The sequence below is a fragment of the Rhizobium sp. 862_C5_N1_2 genome (assembly GCF_051811205.1).
Classification (GTDB): domain Bacteria; phylum Pseudomonadota; class Alphaproteobacteria; order Rhizobiales; family Rhizobiaceae; genus Rhizobium; species Rhizobium leguminosarum.
In genome coordinates, this window is sequence record NZ_JBPWPT010000001.1 from 487651 (window position 1) to 504276 (window position 16626).

13 protein-coding genes are annotated in these 16626 nt (G+C 56.9%); 5 read left to right on the forward strand and 8 right to left on the reverse strand.

The features are described from left to right. Positions 1 to 792: 792 nt before the first annotated feature. From ACD590_RS02385 to ACD590_RS02405, 5 genes are all read right to left on the reverse strand, one after another. Positions 793 to 1290, reverse strand: coding sequence for an acyltransferase (locus tag ACD590_RS02385; protein WP_439002063.1), 498 nt, complete (start codon positions 1288 to 1290; stop codon positions 793 to 795). Between the two features lie 18 nt (positions 1291 to 1308). Continuing rightward, positions 1309 to 1851, reverse strand: a complete 543-nt coding sequence (locus ACD590_RS02390; RefSeq protein WP_439002064.1) for a TylF/MycF/NovP-related O-methyltransferase — start codon at positions 1849 to 1851, stop codon at positions 1309 to 1311. 209 nt (positions 1852 to 2060) lie between these two features. Further along, positions 2061 to 3296, reverse strand: coding sequence for an ABC transporter ATP-binding protein (locus tag ACD590_RS02395; RefSeq protein WP_439002065.1), 1236 nt, complete (start codon positions 3294 to 3296; stop codon positions 2061 to 2063). After that, complete coding sequence (locus tag ACD590_RS02400; RefSeq protein ID WP_439002066.1) at positions 3286 to 4086, reverse strand: ABC transporter permease; 801 nt, start codon at positions 4084 to 4086, stop codon at positions 3286 to 3288. Before ACD590_RS02400 ends, ACD590_RS02395 begins: the two co-directional genes overlap by 11 nt. A gap of 70 nt (positions 4087 to 4156) precedes the next feature. Beyond that, positions 4157 to 5044, reverse strand: coding sequence for a class I SAM-dependent methyltransferase (locus ACD590_RS02405; protein WP_439002067.1), 888 nt, complete (start codon positions 5042 to 5044; stop codon positions 4157 to 4159). 262 nt (positions 5045 to 5306) lie between these two features. On the opposite strand from ACD590_RS02405, the gene ACD590_RS02410 reads away from it, so the two are divergent. From ACD590_RS02410 to ACD590_RS02420, 3 genes are all read left to right on the forward strand, one after another. Next, positions 5307 to 6317, forward strand: a complete 1011-nt coding sequence (locus ACD590_RS02410) for a glycosyltransferase (protein WP_128401378.1) — start codon at positions 5307 to 5309, stop codon at positions 6315 to 6317. A gap of 330 nt (positions 6318 to 6647) precedes the next feature. Next, positions 6648 to 7724, forward strand: a complete 1077-nt coding sequence (locus ACD590_RS02415) for a methyltransferase domain-containing protein (protein ID WP_439002068.1) — start codon at positions 6648 to 6650, stop codon at positions 7722 to 7724. 226 nt (positions 7725 to 7950) lie between these two features. Beyond that, the gene (locus ACD590_RS02420; protein WP_439002069.1) at positions 7951 to 9192 is read left to right on the forward strand and encodes a glycosyltransferase family 1 protein; all 1242 of its coding nucleotides are present in this window, start codon (positions 7951 to 7953) and stop codon (positions 9190 to 9192) included. A 220-nt stretch (positions 9193 to 9412) separates the two neighbouring features. Here ACD590_RS02420 and ACD590_RS02425 read toward each other — a convergent pair. Continuing rightward, positions 9413 to 10602, reverse strand: a protein-coding gene (locus tag ACD590_RS02425) for an IS3 family transposase (protein WP_115156737.1) whose coding sequence is annotated in 2 segments (ribosomal slippage) — positions 9413 to 10350 and positions 10350 to 10602 — 1191 coding nt in all. Because the reading frame shifts where the segments join, the coding sequence is not laid out codon by codon here. 228 nt (positions 10603 to 10830) lie between these two features. Between ACD590_RS02425 and ACD590_RS02430 the strand changes: the two genes are divergently transcribed. Beyond that, positions 10831 to 12675 carry a hypothetical protein gene (locus tag ACD590_RS02430; RefSeq protein WP_439002070.1) on the forward strand — a complete coding sequence of 615 codons (1845 nt, stop codon included), beginning with the start codon at positions 10831 to 10833 and terminating at the stop codon, positions 12673 to 12675. 31 nt (positions 12676 to 12706) lie between these two features. Here ACD590_RS02430 and ACD590_RS02435 read toward each other — a convergent pair whose 3' ends face one another. Both ACD590_RS02435 and ACD590_RS02440 read right to left on the reverse strand, forming a co-directional pair. Continuing rightward, positions 12707 to 13678 carry a rhamnan synthesis F family protein gene (locus ACD590_RS02435; RefSeq protein ID WP_439002071.1) on the reverse strand — a complete coding sequence of 324 codons (972 nt, stop codon included), beginning with the start codon at positions 13676 to 13678 and terminating at the stop codon, positions 12707 to 12709. A 590-nt stretch (positions 13679 to 14268) separates the two neighbouring features. After that, the gene (locus tag ACD590_RS02440) at positions 14269 to 15384 is read right to left on the reverse strand and encodes an IS110 family transposase (protein ID WP_439002072.1); all 1116 of its coding nucleotides are present in this window, start codon (positions 15382 to 15384) and stop codon (positions 14269 to 14271) included. Between the two features lie 177 nt (positions 15385 to 15561). Between ACD590_RS02440 and ACD590_RS02445 the strand changes: the two genes are divergently transcribed. Then, a complete protein-coding gene (locus ACD590_RS02445; protein ID WP_166480824.1) occupies positions 15562 to 16557 on the forward strand; it encodes a KpsF/GutQ family sugar-phosphate isomerase in 996 nt (331 codons plus the stop codon). Positions 16558 to 16626 lie beyond the last annotated feature (69 nt).

A 16626-nucleotide genomic window follows, 5' to 3' on the forward strand; every position in this document is an offset into this window, starting at 1 on the left:
AGCCCGGGATGGTCTAACTGCAATGGACCTAAATCGCGTTGCAAGCCGTCTTGCCACCGCGCGGGGTACGCGTGTCAGCCACCACGAAAGTGGAATCGAGCGGGCCATATTGAGCATGCGCCATGGGGCTGCGAGAGGACTTCGCGGCGACAGCCAGCGCTGTGGCAGAGATGAAAGGAGACCGCGCACCCTCGCACGGCGCAGATCGCCCCGGAAAGCGTTTAACAACTGGGTTGTGTCGACGACATCCTCCGATGGATCGGGTAGAGCCAGCGTCTGAACGTCAGCAGGCACAAGACTCGCGAACTCTTCAGCCTCTGCGCGCGATCTCGTTGTCACGATCGTTGCCAGCGCCAAGCAATTACGAGTGACCGCTGAAATTGCGCTTGAGCGGTTCTGGCTGCCGGGTGAGGCCCCTTCCGGCATACTGACGTCGACAATGAGCGCCAAGCCGAGTTCGACCGCTTCGTCGCAGCAATTTAGTTCATCGGTGCGAGCGGGATCAATCATGACGAGTGCAGCGTAGCGCTTCAGCCGTGTTCGTGACGGTGGAGTTAAATGGAGATCAACTCGATAACCAGCCGCCTGCCATACAGAGGCGGGCCAGAGTGCGCGACGCAGGATACGCACGTTTCCCTTGTCGTTACCACGCACTAGTATAGCGATGCGCAATTGCCGAGATACACCTTTCACCGTCTTCTCTGTGACCCCATTTTTCCCATCGTTTCGGCCACACGGATACTCCCTGAGGTTGCGGCCTCACTTGCCATTGATGCTGCGCTGGGTAACTTGCTAAGTCGTAAACGGCTTCGTGCCACGTTCTCCGAGCTTGCGAGCGGGAACGCCGGCGAAAATGGTCCGCTCAGGCACGTTAGTTGTAACGACAGATCCTGCCCCGATAACCGCACCATTCCCTATCGTCACACCGTCGAGAATTCGAGCTCCAGCACCGATCCAAACATCATCTCCGATCGTGACGCCGAGCTTGGTCAAGCCCTGATTTGTGATTGGAGTATCAGGATCGTCGAAGACATGGTTTGCCGGAATTATCACGGTATGCGTAGCGATACGCACATAGTTCCCGATTCGCAGACCACCATGACCATACAATACGCAGAATGGATTGACGCTGCAGAACTCGCCAATCTCAATCTGGCCTCCATATGCAAGAAGCATGGCGAAAGAGGCGATTGTGGTCTTACGCCCTATTACAATACTACCGCCGCCCGCATCAATGACAGCCCGCTCGTCAATGCGAGCGGTTGGATCAATAATCAAGCTTTGCGACATGCGGTCTTGCTTCCTCTGCTACAGCTTCTCGATGTAGCACTTGGTGTGGTTGGTGCCCTCTGGTCCGAACCGCAGATGTAGGAGAGTTTCCGGTTTGTCCTCTAGAAATTTGTCGATAGCGCTTTTGGCCATCGGAAAATCGCGAGAGTGATAGTCGTCGAAGAAAATAATGCCGCCAGTATGCATCTTAGGGTAGAAGTATTCTAGGCACTCGATGTGCGGCGCATACAGATCGCAGTCGATATTGACGAAGTCGTAACGGGTCTCCGGAAGTGTCGGCAAGGTGTCGACGAAAAAGCCTCGAATCAACTTGGCATGGCCAGCGAAACCGGCGGATGTGACGAGTTCATTGACGGCCTCGAACGAGGTATCGTCAAACAGTACCTTGTTTCGGTATGGTGCATTTTCAGGCGCCACCTTGAGGTCCTCTTCGACCAGCGATGGCAGACCTGCGAAGCTATCGAGCCCAATGAAGTTGACCGGCAGGCGCAGATCTCGCGCGATCCGCAGGCACGCCACCAGCGAGTGTCCACGGTAGACGCCGCATTCTGCAGCTTGCATTGGTCTCCCGACACCAACTGATCGGGCCAGATTTCGCAGTATGCCTGAACGTGAGCGGTTGTCCCAAGCCAGCACAGCCTTTTCAAAGACCTGAAGCAGAGGGACTTTCTCCGCATAGTATAAGTCGTAAGGGCGATTGTGGGGAAGTTCCTGCCGAACGCTGTATACTGAGGGCCGCTTTGGGGGCCGTTGCGCAGTCGTTGTCGTTGTCATCGAATTGCTACCTCAGGAGCGCTGTCATTGTGCGATGGAGTGGCCGTAGTCAGCGTTGCGTTAAGATCAACTAGCCCGGAGTTCGTCCCTTTACCAACAATATCGAAACGAGCGATGTTGTGGTGGGTGCCGAGGGTCAGTGTCACATCGCCCACCTGCTCAGCCACGCGGGCACTGATAAAATAAGCTCCAGCAAGCAGGATGTTCTTAAACTCGAACACAAGCGACGTTCGGTCGCCGGTCGACATTGGTTTCAGTTGAGTTATGTCATGCTCGCTGTCGTAGCTGCAAATCACTATCCCTTCCTGATTGCGTATGCCGAAGCTAACCACCGGATTTGGGACAGTGGCCTCTGAGAGGAGGTCACAGGTCAAATTGCCGCGTTTCACGCCGTCGCTGGCTGTCACCTCGTTGAAGCGTACATTTTCAAGCCGCAGCTTTGGTGCCACGAGGTCAGAGCTGCCACCGCTCGCGAGCGACTTCTTGCCGGCTGCGAGGTTCTCGCGAATATCCTTGTACACGTTGAGGCCGTCCAGGGGAGGCCCATCAAACACCTTGCGTCCCTTCTCGATAACGATCGTGCGCGTGCAGAAGTTAGCGACCAGGTTAGGGCTATGGCTGACGAGCAGGAATGTCTGGCCGTTGCGCTGCATTTGCTGGATGCGGTCGTAACACCTGACGCGGAAGTTGGCGTCACCAACCGCCAACGTCTCGTCGATGATGACGATGTCGGCGTCCACATGGATCGCACAAGCAAAGCCGAGGCGCGCCATCATGCCCGACGAGTACGTCCTGAGTGGCATGTCGAAATAATCATCAAGCTCGGCGAAAGCGATTATGGCGCCCATGCGTGCCGCGGTCTCGGCGCTGCTGAGACCCATCAGGCTGCAGAACAGTTCGGCATTCTGCCGCCCAGTGAATTGTGGATTGAAGCCGGCTCCCACAGCGAGCAGGACAGCGATAGTGCCGTAGCGGGTGATGGCACTACCTGAAGATGGCTCGATAACGTTGCCGAGAATGCCAAGGAGCGTCGTCTTGCCAGCACCATTGCGGCCCATAATGCCCAGCGTTTCACCCCGCCGAACCTCGATGTCGATGTTGTCCAACACCACATGGTGCGGCTTGTCTGGTGTCCAGCCAAACACTGCCTCGAAGAATCGCTCGCGCGGCGAGAGCGACATAGAGTATGACTTGGAGACACCGCGGGCCTCCAGAAGCAGATCAGACGACATCGACGATCGGTCCCTTCAGTCGCGAGTATAGCCAAATTCCTGCCCCGAAAAGTGCCAGAGAAGAAACAAGCATCACGACATAAGACAAAGGTGATGGTGCCAACCCGAAAACGAAGGAATTGCGGACGGCCTCGACCAGAATAGTCAGCGGATTGGCCCACAGATAACCAACGAAACGCTCCGGTACAGTGGTCAGCGGATAGGTAATCGGCGAGGTGTAGAACAACACTCGCAAGAGAATACGTGAGAGCTCGTCGAGATCTTTGAAAAACGGACCGAGCAACGATAGGAACAGCGAAATCGCAATAGCCGCGACCATCACCAAAAGCAGCGCCTGCGGAATCGCAGCCAGCGACTTCACCGAAATAAGCCCAGCGATAAGGGCCATTGCAGCCAGCACCAAAAAATTCACTGTAGAGCTGACAGCAACTCTCATGATCATCGAGAGCCAAAGTACCCATATAGGAACTGCTGCCCGCCTCACATATTCTCTTTTTTGCCGGAAAGTCGACAGCGAGGACATGATTACGTCGTTGAGCAGAAGATAAGTCGCCAGCCCGGCAAATAGCGGCACGAGGTAAGGTACCTCTGCTCCCGTTACAGGGTCCAGCCATTTGAGGCGCAAGAAGTATGCGAACACTAGCCAATAGATCCCTGCGAAGCTCACGGGGGTGATGATAAGCCAGAAAGGACCGCCGATGGAATTACCATAACGGGCGGCGATATCGCGATATGCGAGATCCCACGCCAGCCGGGCGTTGCGTGCTATCCCGCGGATTGTTTGTCTCATTGCTCGGACGACCTTCTCATCGCCTGAATCTACGCTGTGCACCAGTTACACGCACCCTTCGCTCTCCGTATCAGCGATCGTTGCCGCTACGAGTTGCGTATATAAGGATACGTGGGCCGTTCCGCTGTATCTCAAAATCGGCTACATCAATCGAGTCGAAGCCAGCCTCACTTAACAGCGCGAGCAAGTCTCCCTTAAACATCCATTTGGCGTGATCGAGCATACCAGCGAACGGCGCATCGCGGCCTGCCTCTCGATAATGATGATATCGGTATGTCCGTCCACCGGTCTCATAGCTGAGGCTCTGGGCATCTTCCGGCGCGATCTGTGTATCGAGCATGACCGCTTTGCGCACGTGCGGCAACAGGGCCTTCAGATGTCCGACGGGATCTGTCAAGTGATAGAGTACACCCACGTGGTGCAACACATCGCAATCAAGCGAGACGCCGACCGGCAAATTCTCCTCCGCATCCCAGCGGAATATATGGGCAGACGTGCCGTACATGGCACAGCGCACGATCGTTTTGACAACGTTTTCGATCCGGCTGTCGCAGGCCAGCACGTGCTTGGCATGCATCGCGAGCGCGGCCGTGTGAATGCCCTCGAAACAGCCGATCTCAAAGACGGTGAGATCGCGCAACGGGATGCGCCGGTCAAGCTCGACAATACGTGGATCGGGCATTGACTGCGGCCAGTTGCGCTTAGTGGCGGAGTGAGCAACGCCGAACTCGCGTCCCTTACTATCCAACACGAAAGCGGCCCACGGCAGCAACTTATTCAGTCGTTCGAGCTCGTCGTCAGGAAGATTGTCGACGCCAGGTATCTCAACCTCACCAAATGAGTGCACAGTTGTCTCGGCGTTCGGCCAAGCGGCGAACGCTGGTTTCTCGTCCTTGGCAGACGTTCCGGTGGTGCAATTCGCAGAATCGCCGCTGAAAGAACCCAAAATCTTCTTCAAGACATCTATTTCCGTTATCCTTCGCACGCTCTCTATCTCATGAGTTCCCGTTACTCAAGTCAGTATCCGGCTTGGGCTGTGGTTCGGCCGGCTCTCCCATAATATGAATGCACTAGGGTGGCAATTTTAAATTGACGACAGTCAATCCGGATTCGGTTCGGTGGACGAGGGAGCGAATATCTTGCTTACGACACCAAAGCCGCCTAGAAAAAAGTAAGCCCCTGCGCGAGGCATTAATTTCAGATCGAAATTGGAGACAGGCATGACGAACGAGAATGACAGCGATACAGCGTACATATTTGTAGGCGCGGACCGATCACAGCTTCTCGCTGTCCCTGTTCTGGAGCATTCGATCAGGCGCCACACCAGCATGAACATCAAGTTGCGATCGATGGACGATGTGGTGCTGCCCGACCCCAAGGACATACGGCAAGGAAAGCGCACCGGTTTCTCGTTCGCCCGCTTCGCGATCCCGCAGTTGATGGGATATAAAGGCCGCGCCATTTACCTCGACGCTGACATGCTGGTGTTTCGTGACTTTCGCGAGCTATGGAATCTACCGTTCAATTCCGCCAAGATAATCATTCAGGAGGAATTGCCTGATGAGGCGCAGAAGCAATCCAAGCCGGGCGCGCTTAAGAAGCGCGTTAAGCAATGCTCGGTGATGCTGCTCGATTGCGAGGCCCTTTCTGATTGGGATCCGGTCAAGATCATCGCTGGCCTTGATGGGCAGTACACCTATCAGGACCTGCTCTACGACATGTGCATTCTGGATGAGTCAGAGATTAACTACGGCGTGCCGTTCGAATGGAACAGCCTTGAGCATTACGATGCCAACAAGACCGGACTGATCCATTGGACGGACATGAACACGCAGCCTTGGGTTTACGTCAATAACCCAACCGGTTACCTCTTCTTGGAGGAAGTTCGGATAATGCTCGAGAACGGCTCAATGACGCTAAGCCAGATCGAGGAGGAGGTTAACCTTGGCTATGTCCGTCCGTCGATAATCCAAGAAATCAAGGATGCTGGAGCAGGGCCGGTGCGGCAGATAACGCCGGAGCAGGTGAAGCGCTATGAAGCAATCGATGCGGCTGCCGGCTTTGTCAAACATAAAGCGGTCTTCGGGGCGGCTCGCGAGCGGGCGGCTGCGGTAAAAGCCTACGAGGCTAAGCTGGCTAAGGAGAAAGGGCCGGCTGCTGCTGTTGCGCATGCGGCAAGCAGTGGCATACTTGGAACTTTGGGTTCGTTGAAGCGTCGACTCATGGGGTGAATGCCATTTTGGCTTGAGGCATTGGATTGCGAACGGCTGTTCAGCGCCTCGCTCCTCGAGCGAGCAGTCCACCAGCACCATTGGTGTCTCTACAAGTCGCGCGTTCAGTTGAACGTGTAAAGGTTGTTGAAGTGCTTGAGTTTATAAATGTTGTTCCGCTCAAAAGAATTCATTTGTACGTTGTCTACATCGGATGAGCTACGGGATTGCCTGCAGCGAAGCCAGTCTCATTGAGGGCAAGGTGGTGCGGTTCTCTGCTATGGGATCGTTCGCACGACATGGACTTTTTGGTAACGGGTAAGGCCCCATTCTAGAAGCTGAGTATTTCTTGTGAATCTATTCGATATCGTCAAACGTAATGATCGCTGTGTAGAGGTTCTTAACGGGACCGTTGAGCCATTCCGTTATGATAAACCGCACTGGTACTGCGGTATAGTGCTGCAGCCGGGCGCGCGATTGAAGCTGAAACGGGCTGACGAGTTCGTTGTAATGGAGACATTTCCGCGCGACCTGGGCTGGAGCCTCGTGGCAAGTGAAAGTGTTCCCTCGTCAATAGAGATTGTGGTTCGTTCCTCCGATGGTCGCCAGTCGGCCTCGGTCGCAACAGTCGATCCAAACGGCTCGATCTTGCTCACGTGGCCAAGCTGGATCGGTTATGTCGACGGCTATGATCTCGAAATCACCAATTCGAGCAATAAGTCTGTCGAGTTGAAGTCAGGTCCAGTGTTCGACCCGCGTGCTGCCGCACGTGGTTATCTGCAGGGGACCGGCATTGAAGTCGGCCCCGGCAGCAATCCTTTCGTGAAACCAGGTAGCAATGTCGATGTGCGCTACTTGGAAGCACTGCCCATCGACGAATGGCTACGCAATTACGGAAAACATATCGAGGTTACCCCGGAAAAGCAGGAGCTGTGGTCTCGCTACATCATAGGTGATGCTCAACGCATCGAATCCTGTGTTGCAGGCAGTCTCGACTTCATTTTTTCAAACCATGTTTTCGAGCACCTTATGAATCCGCTTGGGGTATTGGAAAACTGGTCGAGTAAACTCAAGCCGACAGGTGTCGTCGTGGGGGTCGTACCCGATCTGCGCTACTGCTTCGACTTGCGACAGCCGGCAAGCACGCCGACCGACTGGCTCTCGGAGTATGAATCAGGCACATGGTCGCTGACGCCAGAAAAGTACGATAAGTGGTGCCATTACACCGCGCCTTATAATACCCCTGAGGATCTCGCTGCACGAAATTACTCTATCCACGCTCACTATTACACGCCGAGCGGGTTCCGGCAGCTAGCCCGTATTGCGATCGAGAGGGGACTATTCTCACATTTCTTCTTGAGCACTTCTCCAAACAACAAGGACTTCGGTTGGGTATTGTGGCGTGATCCCAAGGCGGGTTCCAATTGAGGCTAGCTTTCACCGTTCAGAGGCCCTTATCGGCATGTCTAGCCGTTGCCGAGCCGTTCATCAATTTGCAATTACAGGTAAATGACCGGCTTTGTGACATGGCTTTCGTTTCTCGTCTGCAATATTGGGTCTTCCACAATCGTTTGCCTCGCCTCATAAAGGCTGTGATCGCGCCAAGGCCGTGCTGCAACGCGACAGGCAATCTGAGCAGTAAGAGCATATAGTCATGGCGCGTTGGATAGAGGCCTCGTATGCTCGTCTGATGTCGATGGCCAAGTTGGGTCAACGATCCTCGGCTCCAGCTGGCCGTTTGCTCGGCCCGGCCGATCCCGACAAGGCAAAGCTTCGGTTGCTGGTGATCGCCGACGCCGCTGGGGCAACCCTTCAGATCAATCTTCTTCGTCCTGCCCATGCAGCAATAGCAGCTGGCGACATGCGGATGGTGATCTTGACTGAGGAAGACGAGCGTCTGGCCCTAAAATCGGGCGGGTCGGCACAGCAACTTCTCAGGGACGCCTGGCAGCAGGCGGCGCCACATTTGGTGTTCGTCAGCCGCTATGGCGGCTCGCTGGCCGAGGCGCTTTTGCAAAAGTCCGCCGATAAGCGGATACCGCTCGTCTATCACATCGATGACAACCTGTTTGAGGTGCCGATAGAGGCGGGCATCGAGAAGGCTAAGAAGTATGGTGCGCCGGCGCGCCAGCAGGCAATTCGAACCCTGCTCGAAAGAGCGAACACGGTTTACCTCTCGACAGAACGGCTGGGTGAACAACTGCGCAAGCATGCTCAACTCGCCACCAGTATGTTCGCCGGCGAAATTGCCAGTGCAAGCGATCCGATTTCGGGTGGTGGCCCGGTCGCGCAGAGCAGGCCTCGCTTTGGCTACATGGCTTCTTCAAGTCATGCCGCCGATCTCCAGCTTGCTTTGCCTGGCGTCATCGCTGGTCTTACCGCTAACTCGGATCTGCAATTCACCATCTTCGGCTCATTGCGGCCGCCACCAGAGCTGGCCGGGTTTGGTCCACGCGTTGAGCATGTGCCGGCGGTCGGCGATTACGATGGTTTTCTGAGCCAGCTTGCTGCCATGCGTTGGGATTGGGGACTCGCACCGCTCCGGCCTGGCCGGTTCAACGAGGCTAAGACCGATACAAAATGGGTGGAATATTCAGCTGCGGGCATCCCGGCCATCGTTTCGGACCACGCCATCTATCAGGATTGCAGCCGAAATGGCGCAGCGGTGCGGGTTGGCGATATGCAGTGGGCCGAGGTGCTGCCGCAGGTTCTCGCTGACCGCGCACTGGCAGAACGAACGCTCGCAGCTGCGCGCGAACGGCTGATCAATCATCATGGGTTAGGTCACATGGCGGTTCAGCTATCGCGTGTGCTTAAACTAGCTGGGCTTCCCTCTGAGCGCGCCGAGACTATTTCTAAAAGTCATTATGTGCCGGAAAGCAAGCGACTGTCTTGAATCCGGAATAACTCGCGTGTCGGCTGAATTGGGCAATGTAGCGTCAAATTCGCCCTGCCTCATGTCGGCGGGGCCGATTGTATCGGCCCCAGGCATCAAACGAGGGACAGTCATGGACTATCACGCAAAAATTGATGTGGCCGGAAGGCGAAGGTCAAAGCCGCTGACTAAGCTCGCAGCCTCCGCCGAACGGGTCAAAGCCTGACCTGCCACTGAACTTTCATCCAGCGGCGACTAGAGCCCCGGCGGTTTTGAATACGCCAAGTGGCGCGGTGTGAGCAACCGGCGGAAACGCGAAGCTTTCATCTTGCGCAGCGTTGGAGCCGGTTGCGGCGATGGTCCCGGCAAAGTCTGCCGGGGTTTGGTATCCGAGGGATGAGTGCGGCCGAAAATGGTTGTAATCGTCGGCCCATTCAGCAATGGCGCTTCGGGCATGATCGAGGCCGAAGAACAGGCTTTCGTTGAGCAGTTCGTCGCGCATGCGCCCGTTGAAACTCTCGACATAGCCATTCTGCATCGGCTTTCCCGGCGCGATGTAGTGCCACTCGACCTTGTGATCTTTCGACCAGGCGAGGATGGCATTCGACGTTAGTTCGGTCCCGTTGTCGGAGACAATCATTCCGGGCTTGCCGCGTCGTTCGATCAGCGTCGTCAGTTCTCGGGCGACACGTCGACCGGAGATAGATGTGTCCGGGATCGCTGCCAGGCATTCGCGCGTCACATCATCGACAATGTTGAGCACGCGGAAGCGTCTGCCGCAGGCGAACTGGTCGTGGACGAAATCCAGCGACCAGCGGGCATTGGCCTTCGCTTCGACCAGGATCGGTGCACGCGTGCCGACAGCACGCCGCCGGGCCTTTCGCTTGCGAACGGAAAGCCCTTCCTCGCGATAAAGACGGTAGATGCGATTGACGCCGGACGGCTCTCCATCCCGCCGAAGCAGGATGAACAGCCGACGGTAGCCGAAACGCCGTCGCTCATTGGCGAGGTCACGCAGCTTCGCTCGCAGATCGACCTCCGGCGGTCGATTGGACCGATAACGGATCGTCTTGCGGTCGGCGGATACGATCTGGCAGGCCCGCCGTTCCGAAAGACCCATGACGGCCTTCAGATGCGTGACGGCTTCACGCTTGGCGGCAGGCCCTACCATTTTTTTGCAAGAAGCTCGCGGAGCGCGGCTGCATCAAGCATCTGTTCGGCCAACAGCTTCTTCAGCCTGGTATTCTCGTCCTCAAGCGCCTTCAGCCGCTTCGCCTCGGAGACTTCCATGCCGCCATATTTGGCTTTCCAGTTATAAAACGTCGCTTCTGAAATCCCGTGCTTGCGGCAGAGGTCGGCCGCCTTCGCGCCAGCCTCCTGCTCCTTCAGCACACCGATAATCTGCTCTTCCGTAAATCGCTGCTTCTTCATTCGTCCGTCCCTTAATAGGCCGGACTCTAATCCATTCTGGAGGAAATTCGCAGTGGCAGGTCAAGCCTTCTTCGATGACCCGGGCGCCATAAATATGCTGCTTAGAAATATCATCGTGCCGGATTTATAGGACCATCTGGAGTCATGCTCTAAAGTTGCAAAATGCTGTTGTGTGCATGCAAGGTCTGTGGTTAGTGACTGCCGACTTCCACCGCGTAAAGAAATTTTATGGCAGATCTTCCCCGTCCCCGTGTTGCCTGGGTCAGTCCGCAGCTCAACTACCTTTTGGCGAGCACGCGCTATCGCTGTTATTATCCCGTACTTGCCTTGCGCGAGCTTGAGATCGAAAGTGTATTTTACAAGTCTTCAAAGGAAGCAATCCCGCACCTAAAGGAGCTCGACGCGATCGTCTTCGTCAAGCATCTTGATCGCGAGAGCCTGAAGTTGGCAGGTCTGGCCAAAGACCAGGGCGTTAAGGTGTTGGTTGATCTATGCGACAACATCGTCGTAGCGAACTATCCCATGGCGCCTGACTTCCACCCGGCACTCCGCCTGGCCGGCATTGGTGCTTTTGCGGATGCAATCGTCGTCCCCAGTCCGGCGCTTGCCGAGGCGCTGAAGCCCCTATTGAGATCCGGCGTGTGCTTTGTCGTTATTCCCGATCAGGTCGAGACCAGGGAGAGCATCGCGGCGGCCGGAGGACTTCAGGAGCAGGTCTCGCCATCTGCCGAAAGGCGGCCCGTCACTTTCGTGCAGCGTGCCTCGCGGTTTATTTTTCATATGGCACGCCATCCTGAAGACGCGATGGCAATCCTCAAACGCAAGATCTCATTGGTGTACCGGCTCATCGGTATGCGCCTGGCGACATTGAGCGGCGCGTCGGCGTCTCAAGAAGGTTTAAATTCTAGCAATGTTGCCGGCGGTGGATTAGTACCTGCAGGTGTAAATACCGTACCACACGTGCGCCCGAAGTCCGTTTTGTGGTTCGGAAATTACGGTGCGCCACATAGCGATTTCGGTATGTTAGCTCTGATGCTTGCAGCCCCGGCTCTTGAGGCGGTGTGTCGTGATATTCCGCTTGAGCTAACGGTCATTTCAAATAATAAAGTGCCGTTTGATAACGCGATTGCCCAAATCGGCGTGCCGACCCGCTATGTCGACTGGTCCACTGACGCTGTTTTCGAAGCACTCAAAGATGCCGACGTGTGCCTTCTGCCATTCGGCATAGATGCGTTCTCGGCAACGAAGTCTGCGAACCGGGCCGTACTCGCTCTTGAGCACGGCGTGCCTGTCGTGACAACCCGTCTCCCTTCGATGGAGCCTTTGAAGGGAGCGGTGGCATTCGACGACTGGGAGGCAGGTCTGCGCCGCTTCCTTGGGCCGCTCGGCGCTACCGAACGCACCGCTGCGACCGCAGCTGCTCGTCCAATATTGGCGGAGACCTATTCCTCCAAGGCAATTGGCAAGGCCTGGGCCACCCTCATCGGCAAAGCGACGACCCGGCCTCGCCCTGGCTATATCGAGACACCGTTCGCTGGAGAGATCGCCGTCTTGCTTGAGGCGCCGGAGAGTTTCGAGCTCCTATTGCCCCTGATCGACGAGTTGCGTCACCGGCGTGATGTGCTTCTTCGTGTCCTAGTGACGCCGCATGCGCTGGCCGCTTCGACGCGCGCCATGATCGAACGACGGATAGTCCCATATGCGCTCGAGGCAAAGAATATTCTTGCCGGGGATGATCGTATCCTGCGTTCCCTAGATTGTCTGCTGACGGCGGGCGGTTACCGACGCGATCCGGAAGGCTTGGCGGCCTTTGTCACCAGGATTGCTGAAGCGCGCGGCGTGAGGACATTTGCGCTAGAACCGGGTGTGGACGGCACTGGCGTTATTGCTCGATCGTTGTCGTCAACGAACGGAGCTGCGATGGTGCTTAGCGCCCAGACCGCGAGAGGCTTCGTTGACGAATTATTCGATGACCCTGCGCAAACCGGAACAAGTAAGCGGCCTCCGGCAAATCCGGCGTGTGGTTCGGATGGCAATGTTTCGGACGACCAAAAGATGCCTCTTGCAAACTAATGTCCCACTCGGGCTTGGGGCAGGATCACCATCATCGCCCAATGCTTCTTCGCAACAGCCGCACCGAACTCTGGGGTAGGCTAGCATAAACGCTGAGCGCCCATTTCAGAAGGGTAGGGTGGCGACGCCAGAAGTCCGCTAAGGGCACCAGGAATGGGTTGTCGTGCGCCAGACTATCCTCGATCAGCTTCATCAATTCCGGTCGCGATAGAGGCGCGCCACGATGATCAAGGATTGGCGCTACGTTTTCCATGCTGGCCGCGATTAAACCTTCTCGTTCGGCAATGAGCGCAAACAGATGTTCGAAGGCGTGGGCGGCTGTCCCGTCGAGTTGGCCGCCCTCACGAACGAACAGGTCGGTAAAATCGATCTCGACTGCCTTTCTCAACGCGGCGCGGCGAAACCAGAACATCGATCCCGCGGGAAAGCGGCTACCTTTAAGCGCAGATGGATGGATACTGCCCTCCAAAGCACCTCCGCATTTCTGCGCGGCACGAAAATGCTCTATCCGCCGCAGGGTCTTCATCATGACCTTCTCGTTGATCGAAGTGCGGCCATCGAGGGGCAGGAGATGCGCCCGCGCCGCGATCAGACCGATATAAGGCTCGGACTCCAACAACTTGTGGCCCAACAAGCGTCCGCTACCTTCCGTCTTCAGCAACGAACCGACTAAAAATTGTCGCCAGCCATCCCCGTCTCGGTGATGAGGGGACCGTTTGGTATGCATCTTCAGGCCGATGTCGAAAGGCGGCGCGATTTGTTGTTTTAAGGCCGTCAGGAACGGCAGGATATCGCGGCCTCGGTTTTCGACCTCAAGTTCGGTCGCGAAGCGAAGATAGGAAGTCTGGGGACGCGCCACCGGACGGGAGCCGGCCGGCCGAGTGATAACCAGGTCAAACGGCTGTCGGATGACTGCGTCCAGGTCGTTGGCCATTTCCTCCCAAGTGTCAGGGTAGTAAACATGGGCGAAGATGGTGAAATCTGCGTGGCGGGCTTCGTTCATCCAATGTGCTCCGCTCTTGTCAAATATCTTAATTCACCCCTGTCATGCCTCACCGATTACCATTCAACCGAGGTGGAAAAACTCATTGAGCGATGCATTCCATTTAGTCGTGACATTCAGGATATCGGTGCAGAACTTCAGCCACATCCGGGCTGAAGCAACTTGCCCGGTTACAATCTGATGTGCAGCGGTCTCAAAGAACTCAAGTGCATCAGGGTGTCAATGGCCCCGCCAGGGAATGTTGATTTCCATTGAAAAATTCCCAATGAAATCAACAACAGATTCCTACAGGCGGGAGCAAAACAGCGCTCTGATGTCCGTTGTCAATGCTTTGGGCGCGAGGAACCGACCGTCCAATCGAACGGCAGTTCATGATGATGATCGCGTATGGGTGGAGGCGGAACTGAAGGACGTCGGTGATCAAGCTCTGATGCGCGGATTGGCTACCGCATTCCCGATTGTGCGTCCGGGGCTGTTCCGATCTTACTACGGGCGTCGGTCAAGTGCCGGCCACAAAGCGTCTGACGGGTGTTCCCCTGCCGTTGTTCCGCCCCCGCCCATGCGCGAGGGTGCAAGTTCGATGCGGCGGCCTACGATCTGCCCGCCTGCGCCTCCCTTGCAACAGCCCACATGAAGCCGGTCAGCTCACGGGCAATGGCCGTACAAACCACCGTCGTTCGCTTTCCGCGTCCGGTCAACATTCGATAACGAGCCGTCAACCGACTCTGAGCCTTCCATGCTATCTCCCGCACCTTCGGTGGCGCTTCCTCCAGCCGATATAGCTTCCTTGCGCCCACCTTTGGTGGATGCCGATAGGTCCAGGCGCTTTCGACAAGCATATGCCGGACCCGGCCATTGCCTGCCTTGGTGATCGAGCCCCGTCTGACTGTCTCACCTGTTGATCGCTCACCGGGCACCAGGCCGAGATATCCCATCAGTTGGCGGGGGCTTTCAAATCGGCTGACGTCGCCGACCTCTGTGGCGAAGGTGACGGCGACAATCAGATCGACCCCACGCAGGGTCTGCAGCGCTCGGACGACCGGCGCGAGAGACCAATTCGGCACGAATTCCTCGATGACCTTCTCCAATCGTTCCACGCGCTCTTTCGAGACGCGCACTGCCTCGACCATCTCCTGCAAGGCGATCTGATGCGCCGGATGATCGAACTGTTGCTCCTGCAGCCAGCGCAAATATCGCATCGTCCAGCACTTCTTGCGTGGATAGATGCGGCTATGCTTGAGCATGAAGGCGCTGATCTGTTGCCGGTGAACCCGCAACGTCTCGACTGCAGAAGCCCGGGCGCGAACGAGGTCTCGCATCGCCTCATGGCCCTCGTCGGGAACCCACACCGCTGTGAGCTCGCCGGCCCTCAATAGCCGGGCGAGCGCGAGTGCATCTCGACGGTTGGTCTTGACTCTGTCGCCTGGTTTCCTGGGAATCAAGGAAGGCGCGACGACCACACATTCATGGCCAAGCGATCGGATCAGCCGATGTAGGCCGTATCCGGTCGGACCCGCCTCGTAGCAGAAATGAACGCGATCAAACTTTGCTGCTATCCGCTGGATGATGCGGCGCATGCTGGTATCTGACGCGTCAACCTCACCCCAAAAGCGAACCTCTCCCTCCCGGCCGGATTCAGCGACAGCAATCGCATTCTTTAATTTGGCGACGTCGATTCCAACAAAAGCTTCTCTATAATCTGCCACGGCTCGTCCTCCTGTGATGAGGATCGGCTCGGCCTGTCCGAGCAACCCTCGGAAGACCAGTGTAGGGCGAGCCACCTCAGCCACGAAGACGGACATACGGTCTTACGTTTATTCCCCAGATGCCGACCGAAATCGTGCGGGGTGGACTCGGAAAGTGAAAAGGTCTAACGCAACTTCATGATCAGAAGAGCGATAAACCTCGTTGAAAACAGCGTGCTCGAGTCGGCAAAACGCACGGTAGAGACCGAAAGACGCGGTCTTGAAGCGCTCGAACAGGCCTTTGACGACGGATTGGCCGGTCCCTTCACCCGGGCCGTCGAAGTCATCGGCGACATCTCCGGACGCGTGATCGTCACCGGCGTCGGCAAGAGCGGGCATATCGGCGCCAAGCTGGCGGCGACATTCGCCTCAACGGGAACGCCCGCCTTTTTCGTGCATGCGGCGGAGGCCAATCACGGCGATCTCGGCATGATTGCGCGCGACGACGTCGTCTTGGCGATTTCCAAAGGTGGCGAGAGCGCCGAGCTCAAGAGCATCATTTCCTTCACGCGGCGCTTCTCCATTCCGCTGATCGCGATCACCTGTAGCGAAGGGTCCTCGCTGGCGACCGCCGCCGATATCGTCCTGCTGATGCCGAACGAGCAGGAGGCCTGCCCGAATGGGCTGGCGCCGACGACCTCGACGCTGATGCAGCTTGCAATCGGCGACGCGCTGGCGGTGGCGCTCCTGGAAGCGCGCGGCTTTACCGCTACGGATTTCCACGTCTTCCATCCCGGCGGCAAGCTGGGTGCGAGCCTGATGCATGTCGCCGATGTCATGCATACCGGCGAGCGGCTGCCGCTCGTTGCCAAGGGCACGCCGATGCCGGAGGCGATCACGGTGCTGTCGCGCAAGCATTTCGGCTGCGTCGGGGTGCTGGATGAAGATGGGCGGCTCTGCGGCATCGTCACCGAAGGCGACATGGCGCGCAATCTCACACGCAACCTGGCCGAGCTTGATGTCGACGACATCATGACGCGGACGCCGAAGACGGTGAAGCCGACGGTGCTGGCGACCGCGGCCCTGGCACTGCTCAACCAGCATCACATCGGCGCACTGATCGTCATCGACGACGACCGTCGGCCGGTCGGGCTGGTGCATTTCCACGACCTGCTGCGGATCGGCGTTGCCTGATCAGGTTCATTCGATCAGACGGGCTCGACTCTGAGGTCGCGGCCATTGCCAGCAGAATCGCAGTTGGTC